General features: G+C 69.1%; 21 protein-coding genes, 1 rRNA gene and 1 pseudogene. 11 read left to right on the top strand and 12 right to left on the bottom strand.

Features of this window, described 5'->3' with window-relative positions; translation table 11 throughout:
- Positions 1-10: 10 nt before the first annotated feature.
- On the bottom strand, positions 11-1651 hold the full coding sequence (locus VAE46_RS04260; protein ID WP_322795677.1) for a 30S ribosomal protein S1: 1641 nt from the start codon (positions 1649-1651) through the stop codon (positions 11-13).
- A 261-nt stretch (positions 1652-1912) separates the two neighbouring features.
- Positions 1913-2029, bottom strand: a 5S ribosomal RNA gene (gene rrf / locus VAE46_RS04255).
- Positions 2030-2121: 92 nt separating this feature from the next.
- Here rrf and VAE46_RS04250 point away from each other — a divergent pair.
- The gene (locus VAE46_RS04250) at positions 2122-2562 is read left to right on the top strand and encodes a hypothetical protein (protein ID WP_322795676.1); all 441 of its coding nucleotides are present in this window, start codon (positions 2122-2124) and stop codon (positions 2560-2562) included.
- Positions 2563-2566: 4 nt separating this feature from the next.
- On the opposite strand, the gene VAE46_RS04245 is transcribed toward VAE46_RS04250, so the two are convergent.
- The 3 genes from VAE46_RS04245 to pth form a co-directional block, all read right to left on the bottom strand.
- On the bottom strand, positions 2567-3697 hold the full coding sequence (locus VAE46_RS04245) for a VIT1/CCC1 transporter family protein (RefSeq protein WP_322795675.1): 1131 nt from the start codon (positions 3695-3697) through the stop codon (positions 2567-2569).
- A 60-nt stretch (positions 3698-3757) separates the two neighbouring features.
- Positions 3758-4801, bottom strand: a complete 1044-nt coding sequence (locus VAE46_RS04240; protein ID WP_322795674.1) for a sigma factor-like helix-turn-helix DNA-binding protein — start codon at positions 4799-4801, stop codon at positions 3758-3760.
- Positions 4802-4894: 93 nt separating this feature from the next.
- Positions 4895-5527: an aminoacyl-tRNA hydrolase gene (gene pth / locus VAE46_RS04235; RefSeq protein WP_322795673.1), complete on the bottom strand. Its 633-nt coding sequence runs from the start codon at positions 5525-5527 to the stop codon at positions 4895-4897.
- Between the two features lie 67 nt (positions 5528-5594).
- Between pth and VAE46_RS04230 the strand changes: the two genes are divergently transcribed.
- Positions 5595-5765, top strand: coding sequence for a hypothetical protein (locus tag VAE46_RS04230; protein ID WP_322795672.1), 171 nt, complete (start codon positions 5595-5597; stop codon positions 5763-5765).
- Positions 5740-6309, top strand: coding sequence for a DinB family protein (locus VAE46_RS04225; protein WP_322795671.1), 570 nt, complete (start codon positions 5740-5742; stop codon positions 6307-6309). The genes VAE46_RS04230 and VAE46_RS04225 overlap by 26 nt, the downstream gene beginning before the upstream one ends.
- 4 nt (positions 6310-6313) lie before the next feature.
- On the opposite strand, the gene VAE46_RS04220 is transcribed toward VAE46_RS04225, so the two are convergent.
- On the bottom strand, positions 6314-6481 hold the full coding sequence (locus VAE46_RS04220; protein WP_322795670.1) for a hypothetical protein: 168 nt from the start codon (positions 6479-6481) through the stop codon (positions 6314-6316).
- Positions 6482-6615: 134 nt separating this feature from the next.
- Between VAE46_RS04220 and VAE46_RS04215 the strand changes: the two genes are divergently transcribed.
- The 6 genes and pseudogenes from VAE46_RS04215 (at position 6616) to VAE46_RS04190 (ending at position 10366) form a co-directional block, all read left to right on the top strand.
- Positions 6616-7287 (top strand): PHP domain-containing protein, encoded by a 672-nt coding sequence (locus VAE46_RS04215; protein ID WP_322795669.1) that lies wholly within the window; start codon positions 6616-6618, stop codon positions 7285-7287.
- 135 nt (positions 7288-7422) lie between these two features.
- Entirely contained in the window at positions 7423-7710 is a 288-nt protein-coding gene (locus tag VAE46_RS04210) for a ferredoxin family protein (protein ID WP_322795668.1), read from the top strand.
- A 143-nt stretch (positions 7711-7853) separates the two neighbouring features.
- Positions 7854-8438: a 50S ribosomal protein L25 gene (locus VAE46_RS04205; RefSeq protein ID WP_322795667.1), complete on the top strand. Its 585-nt coding sequence runs from the start codon at positions 7854-7856 to the stop codon at positions 8436-8438.
- Between the two features lie 13 nt (positions 8439-8451).
- On the top strand, positions 8452-9408 hold the full coding sequence (locus VAE46_RS04200; protein WP_322795666.1) for a hypothetical protein: 957 nt from the start codon (positions 8452-8454) through the stop codon (positions 9406-9408).
- 31 nt (positions 9409-9439) lie between these two features.
- Positions 9440-9925, top strand: a pseudogene (locus tag VAE46_RS04195) (NAD(P)-dependent oxidoreductase); the annotation flags it as partial.
- A complete protein-coding gene (locus VAE46_RS04190) occupies positions 9926-10366 on the top strand; it encodes an NAD(P)-dependent oxidoreductase (RefSeq protein ID WP_322795685.1) in 441 nt (146 codons plus the stop codon). It abuts the pseudogene before it with no gap.
- On the opposite strand, the gene VAE46_RS04185 is transcribed toward VAE46_RS04190, so the two are convergent.
- The 4 genes from VAE46_RS04185 to VAE46_RS04170 form a co-directional block, all read right to left on the bottom strand.
- The gene (locus VAE46_RS04185; RefSeq protein WP_322795665.1) at positions 10330-11298 is read right to left on the bottom strand and encodes a GGDEF domain-containing response regulator; all 969 of its coding nucleotides are present in this window, start codon (positions 11296-11298) and stop codon (positions 10330-10332) included. The two genes, VAE46_RS04190 and VAE46_RS04185, sit on opposite strands and share 37 nt — an antisense overlap.
- Positions 11299-11362: 64 nt before the next feature.
- Positions 11363-12340, bottom strand: a complete 978-nt coding sequence (locus tag VAE46_RS04180) for an SDR family NAD(P)-dependent oxidoreductase (protein ID WP_322795664.1) — start codon at positions 12338-12340, stop codon at positions 11363-11365.
- 59 nt (positions 12341-12399) lie between these two features.
- Positions 12400-12819, bottom strand: a complete 420-nt coding sequence (locus VAE46_RS04175; protein ID WP_322795663.1) for a MaoC/PaaZ C-terminal domain-containing protein — start codon at positions 12817-12819, stop codon at positions 12400-12402.
- Between the two features lie 20 nt (positions 12820-12839).
- The gene (locus VAE46_RS04170) at positions 12840-13325 is read right to left on the bottom strand and encodes a MaoC family dehydratase N-terminal domain-containing protein (RefSeq protein WP_322795662.1); all 486 of its coding nucleotides are present in this window, start codon (positions 13323-13325) and stop codon (positions 12840-12842) included.
- A gap of 103 nt (positions 13326-13428) precedes the next feature.
- Between VAE46_RS04170 and VAE46_RS04165 the strand changes: the two genes are divergently transcribed.
- Positions 13429-14772, top strand: a complete 1344-nt coding sequence (locus VAE46_RS04165; RefSeq protein WP_322795661.1) for a GH1 family beta-glucosidase — start codon at positions 13429-13431, stop codon at positions 14770-14772.
- Between the two features lie 54 nt (positions 14773-14826).
- Here the strand turns inward: VAE46_RS04165 and VAE46_RS04160 are convergent, their stop codons facing one another.
- Positions 14827-15306: a glutathione peroxidase gene (locus VAE46_RS04160; protein ID WP_322795660.1), complete on the bottom strand. Its 480-nt coding sequence runs from the start codon at positions 15304-15306 to the stop codon at positions 14827-14829.
- A gap of 67 nt (positions 15307-15373) precedes the next feature.
- Positions 15374-15805, bottom strand: a complete 432-nt coding sequence (locus tag VAE46_RS04155) for a TIGR03668 family PPOX class F420-dependent oxidoreductase (RefSeq protein WP_322795659.1) — start codon at positions 15803-15805, stop codon at positions 15374-15376.
- A 52-nt stretch (positions 15806-15857) separates the two neighbouring features.
- Here VAE46_RS04155 and VAE46_RS04150 point away from each other — a divergent pair.
- A partial coding sequence (locus VAE46_RS04150; RefSeq protein WP_322795658.1) for an ROK family protein occupies positions 15858-16309 on the top strand: 452 nt, incomplete at its 3' end.

The raw sequence follows: 16309 nt of genomic DNA, 5'->3' as shown, positions 1-16309 counted from the left end.
CGGAGCGCGACTAGGAGCCGTCAGCAGTTTCCTCCTCTGGTGCGGCTGTGGTGGATTCGGGGGCTGCGGACCCCTCATTCGTATTGTCGGGCATTTCGGGTGCGTTCGTCGCGCCCGTGGAAACCCGGATTTCGTCCTCGGCGTTCCCGGAAGGTTCGGCGACTGCCTCAGCCGGCGACTCAGCCTGGGCCGCGGGGGCAGCTTCTTCGGCTGGCGCCGCCTCGGCAGCGGCCGTCGCTTCGGGCGATTCAGCTTCGGCCTCTGCGGCCGGTGCCGTAGTGTCGTCGCCAGGCTGGTGGGCCGGCGCGACGCCGGCAACCTGGGCGACGGTTTCGGCGAGGCCGTTGCCCGCCTCGGCGTTCTCGAGCGCCTGGGCGAAGGCGGCGGCGAAGGCCGACATCGGTTCGGGGTCACGGGCGACGGCGCGCTCGATCGCCTCCTGCGCGGTGCGTGGCTCGCGGCGAGCCGGCTGGGCCGAGGTGTCGCGCGGCGGCAGGCCGAACTGCTCGCGAACGTCATCGGGGTAATCGATGACGGAGCCGTTGGCATCGAACACGAAGCCCATGGCCTCAGCATCGTTGCGGGCCTGGCGCAGGCTGAGCCCGAGCCGATGGCGGTCCTTCTCGATGCGGACGAGCTTCACCGGGACGACGTCGCCTTCCTTCACCACATCCTTCGGGTGCTGGATGCGGCGGTTGGAAAGCTCGGAGATGTGGATGAGCCCTTCCACCGGACCCTCGAGGCGGACGAAGGCGCCAAAGGGCATGAGCTTCGTGACGCGCCCGATGAGGATCTGGCCGATGACAAGGCGGTCGACTGTCGAATCCCAGCGCTCGGGCTGGGCGCGCTTGAGCGAAAGCGAGATTTTCTTGTTCTCGCGGTCGATCTTGAGGATGTAGGCCTGAACTTCATCGCCGACCTGGAAGAGGTCCTTTGCCTTCTTGCCGCGCTCCCAGGTGAGCTCGGTCATGTGGGCGAGGCCGTCGGCGCCGCCGAGGTCGACAAAGACGCCGAAGTCGGTGATGGAGGAGACGCGGCCGGTGCGGATCTGTCCTTCCTGGAGCTCTTCGAGCACGCGGTCCTTCATCTCCTTGCGGACTTCGGCCATGGCGGCGCGCTCGGAGAGGATGACGCGGTTCCGCTTGCGGTTGAGCTCGACGACCTTGAGTTTCAGCACCTGGCCGACGAGGCCGGCGAGCTGGTTGACGGCATCGGGGTCGTCGCGGCGGACGGATTCGACCTGGGAAAGCGGGACGAAGGCGTTGACGCCCTCGACATTGACGAGGAGGCCGCCGCGGTTGTGACCGGTGACCTGGGCCTCGAAGATTTCGCCGGATTCGAAGCGCTTCTGGAGCGTCTCCCAGCCTTCTTCGCCGCGGGCGCGGTCGAGCGAGACGATGGCGTGCCCCTCGGCGCTGGAGGGCTGGAGGACCATGACGCGGACGGTATCGCCGGCCTTGAGCTTGCTGGCGCCGTCGAGGCCGAGGGAGAGCATTTCGTTCTGGGGGATGACGGCTTCTGTCTTGGTGCCGACATCGACGATGAGGCCATCTGGGGAGGCGCCCATGACCATGCCCTCGATGATTTCGCCGCGGCGGAGCTGGCCCCCGGACTGGGCGTCTTCGAGGTCGAGGAGGGCCCCCATATCCATTTCGGCTTCCGGGGGAGTGGTTGGCTGGGCGGTATCTGCTGACAAGTTGGGCTCCGTCTGGGGGCACGTGTCCCTCGCTCGAGGGTACGGCCGGGGTGAAGTGTGGGATTCGAAATCGATTGTATCAGCGGCCGATCCAGAGAGGAAACGGCCCGTGCCGGCGCGGGTAAGGATGCGACCCGGCAGGGATGAGAACGTCTCGCAGCGATTGGGGGTTACCGCGGGGACGAAAAAACCGCCCTTGCGGCGGTTTTCGTTGTTACCCGGCGGCGGCCTATTTTCCCACCCGGTTGCCCGGGCAGTATCGTCAGCGCTGAGGCGTTTCACGTCCGTGTTCGGGATGGGAACGGGTGGGACCACCTCGCTCTAGCCACCAGATGCTGGAATTGTGTCGCTGAGCCGCGGATGTGTCAAGCGCGGGCGGTTGCCGGGATGCCGCGAACGGGGCAAGCTGCCGTGCCATGCGGGGTGTGCTCGCATTCCTGGTGGGACTCCTCGCCGGGGGGGTCAGCGTTGCGCTCCTGGTGACGCTCGGGGGGAACGCCGGCGGTGACGCCGGCGAGGCTGGCGTTGGGAATGTGGTGCTGCGATACGACGAACGGGCGCTCGGCGTGGTGGCGGAGGCGGCGCTGGGGCAGCGGGCTGTGGTCCGGGTGGAGCAGCGGGGCAGGCTGGCGGTGGCGCTGGGGAGCTACGGTGACGGCGATGGCCAGCGGCTGGTGGTCGACCCCGACCTTTCGGATGGCCGCCTGGTGGTGCGGCTCATCGAGGGCGAGGCCGGCGAGGCCGCCCGGCTGGAGGGGGCCCTGGTGGCGGCGATGGATGCGGCGATGAGCGGGACGCCCTACCGGGTGGTCGCCATCGCGACCCGGGATGAGCGGCTGACGCTGGAGCTGGCGCCGGGAGAGTAGCGGGTCAGACGCCTGTGCTCACGCCAATCAGGCGGCCGATGCCGAAGGTGATGGCTGACGCCGCAATGCCGAAGGTGAGCATGCGCATGCCCGAGAAGAGGACACCCCGGCCCGTGTAGAGGGTGATGGCCGCGCCGACGAGGAAGAGGCCCGCGGCGCTTGCCACCGCGCTGGCGGCCACGCCGACCGCCCCGGAAAAGATGAGCCAGGGCAGCACGGGGATGATGGCGCCGAAACTAAAGGTAAGGAACGAGGTGATGGCGGCGACCCAGGGGTTGCCGGCTTCGTCATCGGACATGCCGAGCTCTTCGCGGGCGAGGGTATCGAGGGCAGTGCGGGGGTTGGCGAGAATCCGCTCGGCCGCGGCGCGGGCGTCCTCTTCGTTGAGGCCCTTGGCCATGTAGATCAGGGTGAGTTCTTCGAGCTCCTCATCGGGCATGAGGGCGAGCTCTTCTTGTTCGACCTCGAGCTGGCGCTGGAAGGCTTCCGCCGAGCTGCGTACGGAGATCCATTCGCCGAGGGCCATGCTGAGGGAGCCAGCGAGGAGCCCGGCGACACCGGCGAGGAGGACGACGTCGCGGCCGGGGTCGGCGCCGGCGACACCCATGACGAGGGAGAGGTTCGAGACCAGGCCATCGTTGGCGCCGAGCACAGCAGCGCGGAGGGCGTTGCCCGTTCCGGCCCGGTGGCGGCCCTCGGCGCGGGCGATATCGACCTCCACGTGCTTGCCGCGCGTGGAGCGGGCGATTTCGCGGAAGAGGCGCGCGTGGGAGCGCTCATCGGCGGGGAGGTTCGCTGCGATGGCCTCGGGCTGGTCGTCGTACATGGTGGTGGCCGCCATCTCCATGCGAGTGATGATGGGGCTGACTGAGGCGGTGCCGAAGCGGCGGGCGAGCCAGCCAAGGAAGCGGACGCGGAGGGACGGGCGGTACTCGGGGACGGGGACGCCGGCCTCGCGCAGCTTCTGCTCCCAGAGGGCGCGATGACGGTCTTCGCTGCGGGCGAGACGTTCGTAGACTTGCCGCAGGTTGGGGTCTTTTTCGGCTTCGGCGAGGAGGCGGTAGAGAGCGGCTCCATCGACTTCATCGCGAAGGTTGCGGCGGTAGCGTTGGATATCGGCGGGGGAGGCGCTCATATGGAATCAGTCTAAAGCTGGAACAACACCATGTGCGCGTGGCGCGGCTGCGGGCGCGGGTTAGGCGGAGCGAATGGCAGCCGGGCGCGCGGCCGTTACGGTAGCATCGCTGCGGAGCCACCAGCCCCAGGCATCCGCGTCGCGGTCTTCGCCGTAGCTGAACCAGATGCCCGCGGCGCGCAGCTCCTCGATTTCGGATGCGAGGCCCATGTTCGGGTCGCGGACCCAGAGGTGTCCGCCCTCCGGCCGGCGGTCGACAATTGCAAACCGGCGCGCTCGCCAACCGTGGAGCCAGCGTTCAAGCGGCGCCGCGGGCGGCCGGGGAGGCGGGGCCGGGCTCGATTCAGCCCCTTGCGACGGTGCCGGGGTCGGAGGCAGGGTTGGCCGGGCGGATTCGACCGGGGGATGAAGTGGTCCGAGGATCGCTTCGATCAGGCGGTCCTCGACCGACTGGCTATCGGCGCCGGCTTCGGGCTGGACCCGGGGACGGGACGGGGCGGGGGACCGGGGCCCGGCGGGCGGGTGCCCGAACGGTGCCCCGGACGCGGCCCGCGGCGGGTCAGCGCGGATGCCGGGTGCCGGGGCGACGGGCACCTCGGGACCCTTAGGGGCCACCAGAGTCGCCGTTGACTGGCACGATCCGGCCTCGGGGCGGGGGCGAAGCGACTCGTTGCGACTCGAGCCGAACTGGTCGTCGACGAGCTCGCGGAGCCCGGGAGTGATGTGCTTCAGCGCTTTGTTCTCAATCTGTCGGATGCGTTCGCGGGTGACGCCGAAGACGATGCCGATCTCTTCGAGCGTGTGGGACCGGCCGGTGAAGCCGAAGCGGAGTTGGATGACCCGGCGGGCGCGCGATTCGAGGGTGCCGAGGACGCGGGCGATCGAGGCGGCGAAGTCCTCCGCCTCGACGATGGCGGCGGGATCCGGTGAATCCGGTGACGGGAGGAGGTCGCCGAGGACGCGTCCGTTGCGCCAGGGGCGGGGCCCTGTGGCGGCGGGGGAGATGGCGGTATCGAGCGGGATGCAGGGAAGGAGGGTGTGACAGAGCGGGGCAGGGAACGTGGCTGCGACAAACTCGACGTCTTCCTGGTAGCCCTTCGACATAGCCGTTGGGCGGGAGTCTACCGCCAGACAGGGGCACGGCGAGGGGTTCGCAGCAAAGACGACGAGAACTGTCGCGAAGGCGTTCCGGGGGAGTCAGGCCTTGCGGTTGTACGCGGCGGCCGCCGCTTCGACGCCGGCGGAGAGGATGGTTTCGATGGCGTCGGCGGCGCGCTCCACCGCCGCTTCGAGCCGAGCGCGGTCGTCGGGGTCGGGCGGGCTCAGCACCCACTCGGCGACGACGTCGGGGTCCCAGGTGGGCTCGCCGCCGAGGGTGGGGCGGCCGATGCCAATGCGGACGCGGATGAAGTCGAGGCCGGCGTGCCGGGCGATGCTCTTGAGGCCGTTGTGGCCGCCGTGTCCGCCTCCGGCACGGATGCGGAGGGCGCCCGCGGGGAGGTCGAGCTCGTCGTAGATGACGATGGTGTGGGGGAGATCGCAGCCGGTCCACTGGAGGGCCTGGGCGACGGCCCGGCCGCTCTCGTTCATGTAGGTTTTCGGTTTCACGAGGGCCACCCGCTGGCCCTGGAGGGTCCCGACGCCGATGTGCATCAGGCTGCCCACGGCCTTCGGCTGCGTGCCAGCGCGGCGCGCAAGGGCGTTGACGACCCAGAAGCCCACGTTATGACGGGTGCGGGCGTAGGCTTCCCCGGGATTGCCGAGCCCGACGATGAGCCAATCGGCAGCGAAGCGGGGCCCGAGCGCGGATTCGCGGCGGCGGAAGGGCATGGGGCGAGTGTGGCACGGCACGGGCGCTGGACCAACCTGCGGCGGCCGGTCGCGTAGAATCCGGGGGATGCCGTTGCTGGAGTGGGTTTTCGACCTCGCGTATGGCGGGCTGTATGGCGTGCTGGTGACGGTTGTGGTGCTGGCAGCGGCGATTCCCTATGCGGCCTGGCAGGGCATCCGGCGCCTTGCCCGGGCGATTGGAGGCAGGCGAAATGGCAACGCGAGCGCAGGTGGATGAGCTGCTGGCGAAGATGGCGGAGGAGCGCGCGCAGCTCATCCGGGTGGCGGAATCGCTGAGCCCGGAGGATGCCCTGCGGGTGCCGGTGGATGCGACCGGGGAGGAGCAGTGGACTGCGCTCGAGCAGCTGGCGCACCTCTGCGAGATGGAGCGCACGTACGACGCCTGGGTGCGGGCGGCGTTGCGCGAGGAGAACCCGGACCTTTCGAAGGTGCCGTGGCAGACGGTTCCGATCCCGGTGGAGGATGCGAACCGCTACCGCGTGGCCGACCTGCTGCACCAGCTCGAGCTGGAACGGCGGTACACGCTGGGGCTGATCGATGGGATGCGGCTCGAGGACTTCGACCGGGTGGCGACCAGCCCGATGTTCGGGACGCTGACGGTGCTGCAGTGGCTGCGTTCGTTTTACCGGCACGACCGGCAGCACACGGCGCAGATCCAGGGTCGGCAGAGCGACTACCGGCCGCAGTTCCTTGGCCAGGAGCCAAACCAGCGCAGGATGCGGCTCGAACTGGTGGCGCGGCGACAGGCGGGCGGGTCCTGACCGGTCAGGCGGTTTCGCGCCAGCGTTCGGCGCCGGGCGGGAGCGGGGCGAGCTCGACCGGGACGATGCCGCGGCGGCCGCAGCGGGCGCATTCGCGGATGCGGATGGCGCGAGCGCGGACATCGACCAGGTACCGCCATTCGTGCTGGCAGGTTATGTGCGAATGTTCCATGGCTTGAAGCTACGCCCGCGAGATGAACAGGACGTTTCCGATGGGCGCCAATTTCAGGGTGCGGTGGGCGGTGCCGGCTGGCGTGCCCGGATTGCCCGGCAGCTGAAGGCGGCCCTATAGTACCGGGCAGCCCCATGCTGATTGACATCCACAGCCACACGTGGCCCCGCTCCCACGACAGCGTTCTGAACCCGGATGACCTGATCGTCCGCGCCAAGGCGGCCGGGCTCGATGCCATCGTCTTTACCGAGCACGACACGGTCTGGGATTACAAGGCGATCGAGGAGCTGCGGGCGAAGCACAACTTCCTGGTGCTGGCCGGTGTTGAGATTTCGACCGACGACGGGCACATCCTGGCCTTTGGGATCGATAAGTACGTCTTCGGGATGCACCGCTCCCGGGAGCTGGCGAGCTATGTCGAGAAGGTGGGCGGCGCACTCGTAGCGGCGCACCCGTACCGGCGGCAGATGCCGTGGTTTTCGCGGAACGACGACGAGTACCGGGCAGCGCTGGAGAAGGCGGCCCGGAACCCTGCCTACCAGTACGTGCAGGGGCTCGAAGAGATCAACGGGCGGGGCTCCGACAAGGAGAACGAGTTTTCGCGGCGCCTGTGCGAGCTGATGAGTCTGCCGGGCACGGGCGGGACGGATTCGCACGCGATTTCTGACATTGGCAAGTGCGCGACGTATTTCGAGCGGGAGATCCGGGACGAGCGGGAGCTCATCGAGGAGATCAAAGCGGGGCGGTTCTACGCGGTGGACCTGCGCTCGGGGAAGCCGGTGGCCGTCCGCGACGCGGTGCGCTAGCAGGCGTTCTGCTGAACGTCATACCGCGGATGCCGACTGAACCGCTGTTCTTCACAGAGCGGGGGGCCGATAGTAGTATGCGGTTGCCCCACGTGGCGCGAACGCAGCATCCCGACGGGAGAGGAGCCCAGCCGAATGACCTATGTAATCACCGACCCGTGCATCGATGTCCAGGACCAGGCGTGCGTCGAGGTCTGCCCGGTTGACTGCATCCACTTCGACGAAGGCGAAGACCGGATGCTGTACATCAACCCGGACGAGTGCATCGACTGCGGCGCCTGCGAGCCGGCGTGCCCGGTTTCGGCCATCTTCGCCGAAGATGACGTCCCGTCGGACAAGGCGGCTTTCAAGGAGATCAACGCGCTGTGGTACAGCGACAAGGCCGCTGCGCGCGCGAAGGTGGCTGAGCTGAAGCCGGCCTGAGGTTTTGGACGAACCACGGTATACTCGATGACGGGCCGCCCGCCCTGGGGCGGCCCGTTTGCTGCGCGGCTTGACCCTGCGACGGTCTGCTTTAGATTGGAAATGTTGCGCCACGTATCGAGCGTGGCCGAGGGGTAGTGATCATGGCTGAACGCGTGACGATTGAGGCGGCACCGCGCGAGGTGCTCGGCAAGAAGGTGAAGCAGCTGCGGCGGCAGGGGCGGCTCCCGGCCAACGTGTACGGGAAGGGGCTGGAATCGCGAGCGATCGACATCGACGCGCGGGAGTTTTCCCGGACGGTGAAGCAGGCTGGCCTGCGGGCGATGATCGAGCTGCGCGTGGCGGGCGAGGCCGACCCGCGCTACGTGATCCTGCGCGGGATTTCGCGCGCGCACGGCACGGGCGACCCGATCCACGTGGACTTCTTCCAGGTGGACCCCGAACGGCCCATCACGGCGAACGTGCCGCTGCGGCTGGTGGGCGAGGCGCCGGCGGTGCGGGACCTGGCGGGCACGCTGCTGCCGGGGCTGGAGATCGTCTCGGTGCGCTGCCGGCCGCTGGATATCCCGGACACGATCCCGGTGGACCTCGCGCCGCTGAAGGATTTCAGCTCGGTGCTGACGGTTGGCGACATCGCCCCGCCGCCGGGGGTGGAGATTCTGACCGACCCCTCCATCGTGGTGGCCACGGTGAACCCGCCGCGCATCCGCGGCGGCCGCGGCGGCTAACGCTCTCCGCTGCATGACGGACCGCAGCTACCCGGCGGACCAGGCGGAGGCGGGGCTTCGGCTCTTCCTGAGCTGGTTCGGGCCGTACTATGCCCGCAGCACGCAGGTCGAAGAGGCCAGCTCCGACGGGACGCTGCTCGCGGCGCGGGTGACGGTGGGTCGGCGCTGGACACTGCGCGTGGCGGTGGCGAATGCGTTCGCACCGGACGCCACGGTGGCCTGGGAGGCGATGCGGGCGGCGGTCGAGCGAAGGCTGGACCTGGACGGGAAGGCGGTGGCGGTCTGGGTGCCGCGGGGCGCGATGCTCCCGACGGAGGAGCCCGGGCTTTCGCAGCTGGTGACCGCGCTAGACGGCGCCCGGAAGCTGGAGGATGGCCGGCTGGAGTTCTGCCGGCCGGTGACGCTGTACCTGCGGCGGGTGGGCACGACGGGCTCGGTGGTGACCGCGCTGGGCGGGCTGGCGAGCCACTGGGCGCGGTTCACGAACCGGGTCCCGGGGACGTTCCAGCTGAATTCGACCGAGCTGTTCCGGCTGCCCGCGAGCGAAGAGGCCCGGGAGGCGCTCTACGAGCGGCTGGTGCTGGCTTCGCAGCAGCCGGACGTGGACGAGGGGCTGGAAGTCCCGGCGGAGGATTGCTGGACGGCGAACGACCTCGGGAGCGGCGGGGCGTGCGTGCTGGGCACGCCAGCGCCGGAGAACGACACCTGGAGCGCTGCGCTGCGGCGGAATCTGCGGCGCCTGCTGCAGCGGGCCGGCGAAGCGCTCGAAGGCGAGGCGGATGCCCGGGCCCTGGTGGTCCTTGGACCCTCGACGTACGCCGAGGATGAGAAGCTCTCGTGGGCGCTGCGGGGGATGGACCCTGCGCTCTGGTCGGGTTACGACATCCTGGCGGTGATTGCGGACGGGGTCGTGAAACTGCTGCTGCAGCCGGGCCGGTCGGTGCTGCCGTGGGACGCGCCGCTGCGGTAGGGTAAGCGGCGGGCGGCCTTTCGCCCGGGGACGTGTGATGGCGAACGAACGGGTCGGGTTCATCGGACTCGGAATCATGGGCGGCCCGATGGCGGCCAATCTGCTCAGGGCGGGATTCCGGCTGACGGTCTGGAATCGAACGGCGGCGAAGATGGAGCGACTGGCGGAGCTGGGTGCGGCGACAGCGGGGTCGCCGGCGGAGGTGGCGGCAGCGTCGGATGTGGTGTTTACCTGTGTGACCGCCTCGCGGGATGTGGAGGCGGTGGTGCTGGGTCCCGGGGGCGTTGTCGAAGGGGCCCGGCCGGGGTCGCTGGTGATCGACTGTTCGACGATCGCGCCGGAGACGGCCCGGCGGCTGCATGCGCGGCTGCGGGAACTGGGCATCGGGATGCTGGATGCGCCGGTCTCCGGAGGGGACGTGGGCGCGAAGGCGGGCACCCTGGCGGTCATGGTCGGGGGCGAGGCGGCGGACTTCGACCGGGCGCTGCTGCTGCTGCAGGCGATTGGGAATCGGATCGTGCACGTGGGCCCGCCGGGGGCGGGGCAGGTGGTGAAGCTCTGCAACCAGGTAGCGGGCGGTCTCAACCTGCTGGCCATGGCGGAGGCGCTCAGCCTCTGCCGGCGCTCGGGCGTGGAGCCGGCGAAGATGCTGGAGGTGGTCTCGGCGGGTGCGGCGGGCTCGTGGATGCTCGAACACCTGGGGCCGCGGGCGGCGAAGCGGGATTTCGCCCCCGGGTTCATGGTGGACCTGATGCAGAAAGACCTACAGCTGGTGCTGGATGCTGCCCGGGCGACGGCGACGCCGCTGCCGGGTTCGGCGCTGGTTTCGCAGCTGTTCGCGGTGCTACAGGCACAGGGAAGGGGTCGCGAGGGCACGCAGGCGCTGGCCGATGTGCTGGCGATGCTGGCGGGCGACGGCAGTCAGGCGACGGAAGGGCCGTCGGAATCGGTGAGCTGACGCGGCAGGGCGACGACGGCCCCGCGCCCGTGGCGGCGAGCGAGCTGCTGGTCGGCGGCGGCGAACAGCTCGGCAGCGTCGCAATCAACACCGGTGGCGACGCCGAAGGTGAGGCTTACCGGCACGAGATCGGCCCATTCGTCGAGGTTGCGGCGCTCGGCTTCCTGGGCGATTCGCCGGGCGATGAGTCGTCCGAGGGAGAGGTCGGCATCGGCGAGGATGATGCCGAAATCGTCACCGCCAATGCGGGCAGCGAAATCGTCGCCCCGGACCGAGTGCGCGATCACGGCAGCGGCGCGGCGAATCATGTCGTCGCCGACATCGTGCCCGTGCACCTCGTTGACGATGCGGGTCCCGGAGAGGTCGGCAAGGATGAGGGTGACGGGGCGCCGCTGGCCGCGGCGAGAGGAGCAGGCGTCCCGAAGACGTTCGTCGAAGGCGTGGCGGTTGTGGAGTCCGGTGAGGTGGTCGGTACGGGCTTCGCGTTCGAGCCAGCGGACCATAGTGTCGCGGCGGCGTAGGGCGCGGTTTTCCTCGCAGGCGGCGATGATGCGGACGGCGAGCTGGGCTTCATCGAGCTGGCGTTTGGCGAGAAAGTCGTGGGCGCCGAGCTTGATGGCCGGCAGCGTCTCGATTTCGCTGGGGGCATCGACGAGAAGAACGACCGCCACATCGGGGCGCTTTTCGCGCAGGTAGCGGGCGAGCGGGGCCTGCGGGTCGGCCCAGGTGCGGGCCGCGACCAGGGCACAATCGAAGGAGCCGTCCTCGAGCAGGTGCTCTGCTTCTTCGGTGCTGCGGGCGGCGTGCGCAACGAACTGACCGCTCTGCTCGAGGAGTTCGCGGACGCGGCGGACGTCGTCGATGCTGTCATCGACGATGAGGACGCGAAGGGTGCGGCGCCTGGCTGCGGGCGCAGTTGGTTTGGCGATCATGCCGAGGTCCCTGCTCTGAGTATCGGCGGGGACTCGACAGAATGAAGGGGCGGCACGTGGCGGGCTAGAAATCCCTGCCCGGGATCTTGATGTCCTCCGCCGGTGGAGCCGGGTTGACGATGCCGGCCATCAGCTGGGTGGGGACCAGCATGCGGAGCTCGTCGAGGGTCCACTTGCCATGCTTGTAGATATTGCGGAATGGCGGGTAGAGGTCGGCGAGGAGGCCGATGTGGCCGCCGGCGACCTGGAAGATGCGCCCGTTGATATTCCACGCCTCGTCGAGCAGGAGGTAGATGGTCATGGGGGCGACCATATCGGGGGTGCGCATGGCGGCCGCTTCTTCGGCGGCGCGGTTGGCGGCCGCCTGGGGCGGGCCCCCGGCCGCGGCGATGCCGCGCTGGGCGCGGAGCTCGCGGGCCGACTGGGGGACGGTGGCGGTGAGGCGGGTGGCGGCGCCGGGAGCGATGCAGTTGACGGTGACGCCGTAACGGCCGAGGTCGCGGGCGGCGACGCGGGTGAGGCCGGCGACGCCGGCCTTGGCCGCGCCATAGTTGGCCTGGCCGGAGTTGCCCTGGAGGCCCGAGACCGAGCTGAAGTTGACGATGCGGCCGTAGCGCTGCTGGCGCATCAGCACCGAGGCGGGCTTGATGGTGGTGAAGTGCCCCTTTAGGTCGACGCGGATGACGTCGTCCCACTCCTCCTCGGTGAGGTTGAAGATCATGCGGTCGCGGAGGATGGCGGCGAGGTTGATCAGGCCATCGAGGCGGCCCCAGGTATCGAGGGCGGTGCGGATGACGCTTTCGCCGCCTTCCATGGTGGAGACATCGGCGAAGTTGGCGACGGCCTCGCCGCCCATCTTGCGAATCTCTTCGACGACCTGCGCGGCGGGGCCGTCATCGTGGCCGGAGCCGTCGGGGTTGACGCCAGGGTCGTTGACGACGACGCGCGCGCCTTCGGACGCGGCGAGGAGGGCGCATTCGCGGCCGATCCCGCGGCCGGCGCCGGTCATGGCGATTACTTTGCCTTCGAGGAGGTTACCCATCGTGTGACTCCAGGGGGTGGTGTTCGGCGCCGGGACGTGTGCGCGGGTTCGGGGCCAAATCAGGCCGTGATGACGACGGTGGCCGTGCCGGGGGTGGTCTTCTTGCCCTCGGGGTTCTCGGTCCAGATTTCGAGGTCGACGAGCTTTTCGCCGTTCTCCTCGTATTTCCGGGTGACGATGCCCTTGCAGACGATGTCCTGGTTGGGGAAGTCCATGCCGCGGTAGCTGCAGCCGAAGCGGCGGATCTTGCCGTTTCGGCCGAGCCAATCGTGCAGGAGCTGCCCGAGGAAGGCATGCTTGAGTGCGCCGTGGACGATGATGCCGGGGAGGCCGGTGCCGCGGGCAAAATCCTGGTCGTAGTGGATCTGGTAGAAGTCGCCGGATGCTGCGGCCCAGAGGACGAGCTGCTGGGTGCTGCAGTTCTTCTTGAGCTCGGGGATGGCCATGCCTTCGGTGATGTCGTTCCAGGTGACTGCCATGGCGGGGACCTCGCGCGGGGTTAGTAGCGGATGGCGGTGCCGGTCATGACGGCGACGACCTTGCCATCCTGGTTGCGGTAGACGGTCTTGGTGGTGGTGATGAGCATCTGGCCGATGGAGCCTTCGCGCTCTTCGTAGCTGGCGACGTGGGAGGTGGCGGTGAGGACATCGCCGGCGCAGACATCGTCGAAGTACTCGATTTCGGTGCCGCCGTTGAGGATGCGGTTGAGCGGGCGGCTGGGCTGTGGGCCGGGGGCGAAGCCGCGGCGACCGGCGGATGCCGGGTTGAAGATGGGCGTGCCGAGGTAGCCGGGCGGGGCGACGAGGCTACGGTAGCCGGCGGCCTTTGCGGCGGCCTCGTCGTAGAAGATAGGGTCGGTGTGGCCGACGGCGCGGGCGAACATGCGGATGGAGGTTTTATCGACCTCGAGGGTGTAGGGTTCGGACTCCTTGCCGATGTGGGCGCGCATCTCGTCGGTGATGAGGGATGCCTGGGCTTCTGCCATGCGGAAACTCCGGAGGTAGTTCGTGCGCCGGGAACGATACGCCAGCGGGCGGACGGCGTAAACGGGCATTCCGCAGTCGCGGCCGCGCGGCTAGAATCCGGCAATGGCGTTTCTTCAGTTTCCTGACGGTTTTCAATGGGGCGTCGCGACCGCGTCCTACCAGATCGAGGGCGCGGTGCAGGAGGATGACCGGGGCGTTTCGATCTGGGACACGTTCTGCCGGCAGCCGGGGCGGGTCCAGGACGGCGATACGGGGGATGTGGCCTGCGACCACTACCACCGCTGGCAGCAGGACCTCGACCTGATGGTCGAGCTGGGGATCCAGACCTACCGGTTCTCGATCGCCTGGCCGCGGATTTACCCCTTCGGCCGCGGGGCGGTGAACGAGAAGGGGCTGGCGTTCTACGACCGGCTGATCGACGGGCTGCTCGAGCGGGGCATCCAGCCGGCGGTGACGCTCTACCACTGGGACCTCCCGCAGGCGCTGCAGGACCTCGGCGGGTGGACGAACCGGGCCATCGTCGAGGCGTTCGCCGCCTACGCGAAGACGGTGTTCGATCGCTATGCGGACCGGGTGACGCGCTGGATCACGCTGAACGAACCGATCGTGTTCACCGAAATGGGCCACCGGACCGGCGTGATGGCGCCCGGGATTCGCGACCTTGAAGCGTACGGCAGGGCCGTGCACCACGCACTGCTGGCGCACGGCCGGGCGGTGCAGGTGTTCCGGGAAGGCGGCTACCGCGGGGAGATTGGCATCACCAACGCCAACACGAGCTACGAGCCCGCCGACGATTCGCCGGAGACCGCGGCGGCGGTGGAGCGGGCGCGCGATTTCAACACGCGGCTGTTCCACGGGCCGGTCTTCGGACGGGGGTACCCGGCTTCGGTGCTGAAGCACTTCGCGGAGCGGGGGGTGCCGTTCCCGATTCACCCCGGGGACATGGACGTGATCGCCACGCCGACGGACTTCCTCGGGGTGAACCTGTACTCCCGGGGGCTCATCCAGGCGGCGAACAACAGCCTCGGCTATGCCTACGCTCCGCCGCGGCTCCCGCTGCTGCCGATGGGCTACGAGGCGGCGCCGCATGCGCTGGGGGATTTCATCCGCTGGGTTTCGGGGGAGTACGGGCGCCCGAAGATTTATGTCACTGAGAACGGGGTGTGCGACAACACGGAACCGAACGCTGACGGGGTGGTGGATGACGCGGTGCGACAGGAGCTGCTGCGCGGATTCCTGGCTGGGCTGCACGCGGCGATGAGCGAGGGGTGCGACGTGCGCGCGTACTACCAGTGGTCGCTGATGGACAACTTCGAGTGGGCGTTCGGCTATTCGAAGCGGTTCGGCATCGTCTACACGGACTACGCGACGCAGCGGCGCACCCCGAAGAAGTCGGCGCTGATGTACCGCGAGATTATCCAGCGGAACGGGCTGGAGGCGCCGTAGGTGCGTCCCGCCGTGGCCGGCGGGGACGCACGAGCGAGCAGCAGCGGCTCCCGGTCAGGACTGCAGCAGCTGCTCGATGGCTTCGATCACCTCGGGGGAGTCGGGGGTGGTGCGGGGGCCGAAGCGCGCGACGACGTTGCCTTCGCGGTCGACCAGGTACTTCTGGAAGTTCCACTGGACCTCGCCGCCGATGGGCTCGGGCATGCTGGTGAGCTCGCGGTAGAGCGGGTGCATCGCTTCGCCCTTGACGCTGATCTTGGCGAAGAGGGGGAAGGTGACGTTGTAGTTCAGCTCGCAGAACCGGGCGATTTCCTCGTTCGTGCCGGGCTCCTGGCCCATGAAATCGTTGGCGGGGAAGGCGAGGATTTCGAACCCGCGGTCGTGGTAGCGGTCGTACAGCTCCTGGAGGGCGGCGTACTGCGGGGTAAGGCCGCACTTGCTGGCGACATTGACGAGCATGAGGACGTTGCCGCGGTAGCGCTCGAGGGGCTCCTCGGTGCCATCGATGCGCTGCATGGTGTGTTCCAAGACCATCGGGACCTCCGTGTAGCGTAGGGGCTGCCTCGATCGTAGCGGACCCGGCGCGGATGCGCGGAGGGGGTCAGGGCGCAACGGCGCGCCAGGAGACGATGCGCTCCGGGCGAAGCCGAATGAGCGGGCGGCTTTCGAGGTCCATAGTCCGGTACTGGTCGTAACGGTCGCGGAGGGCGGCGAGCGCTGCAGGCCAGGCCGCGCCTGCCGCGAGCACCTCAGCGCGGGCGTCGACCCGCACCCAGGCGAGGCGAGACCAGTCGGCATCGTAGCGGTCGACGAGGAGGGTGGCGCGGGGGTCGCGGGCGAGGTCGGCGAGGCGGGCAAGGCGAACGCTCGACTTGGGCTTTTCGTCGACGGCGATTGCCAGCGCGTCTTCGAGGAAGGCGAAGCAGACGGGAACCAGTCGGGGCCGGCCGGACGGGGCGATGGTGGCCAGCCGGGCGATGGGCTGTTCCTCGAGGAGGCGGCTCTCCCAGGGTTCGAAACGGGTGCGGGACATAGGGGAGCTCGGGCGCGGTGATGGGAAGCGGGGGTTCGGGTAGAGTGCGGGTATGGTGCGGCACGTGCTGGCAGCGGATTTCGGCGGCACACACCTGCGCGCGGCGATCGTGGACGATGCGGGCAGCGTCGTCTACCGGGCGGAACGCCCGACGCCGGGGACTGCCTCGCCGGCGGAGGCCGTCCAGGCGGTGGTGGAGCTGCTGGCGGGGACGGTGCGAGATTCCGGCGCGCGGCCGGCGGCGGCGTGCATCGCGACGGCCGGGCTGGTGAACGCGAGCGAGGGGAAGGTGGTGCTGGCGCCGAACATCCCGGGGTTCCGGAACCTGGTGCTGACCACCCCGGTAGCGGAGCGGCTGGGCATTCCCGCGTACATCGAGAACGACGCCTCGGCGGCGGCGCTGGGCGAGTTCCGGTTCGGCGCGGGAAGGGGAACGCGGCACCTGCTGCACGCGACGCTGGGGACGGGGATCGGCGGGGGTCTGGTGATTGGCGGGCGGCTCTA

Origin of the sequence: Tepidiforma sp. (assembly GCF_034433535.1) — a bacterium.
GTDB lineage: Bacteria > Chloroflexota > Dehalococcoidia > Tepidiformales > Tepidiformaceae > Tepidiforma.
Note: the sequence above shows the minus strand (reverse complement) of the source record. Positions and strands in the feature narration are given on the sequence as shown.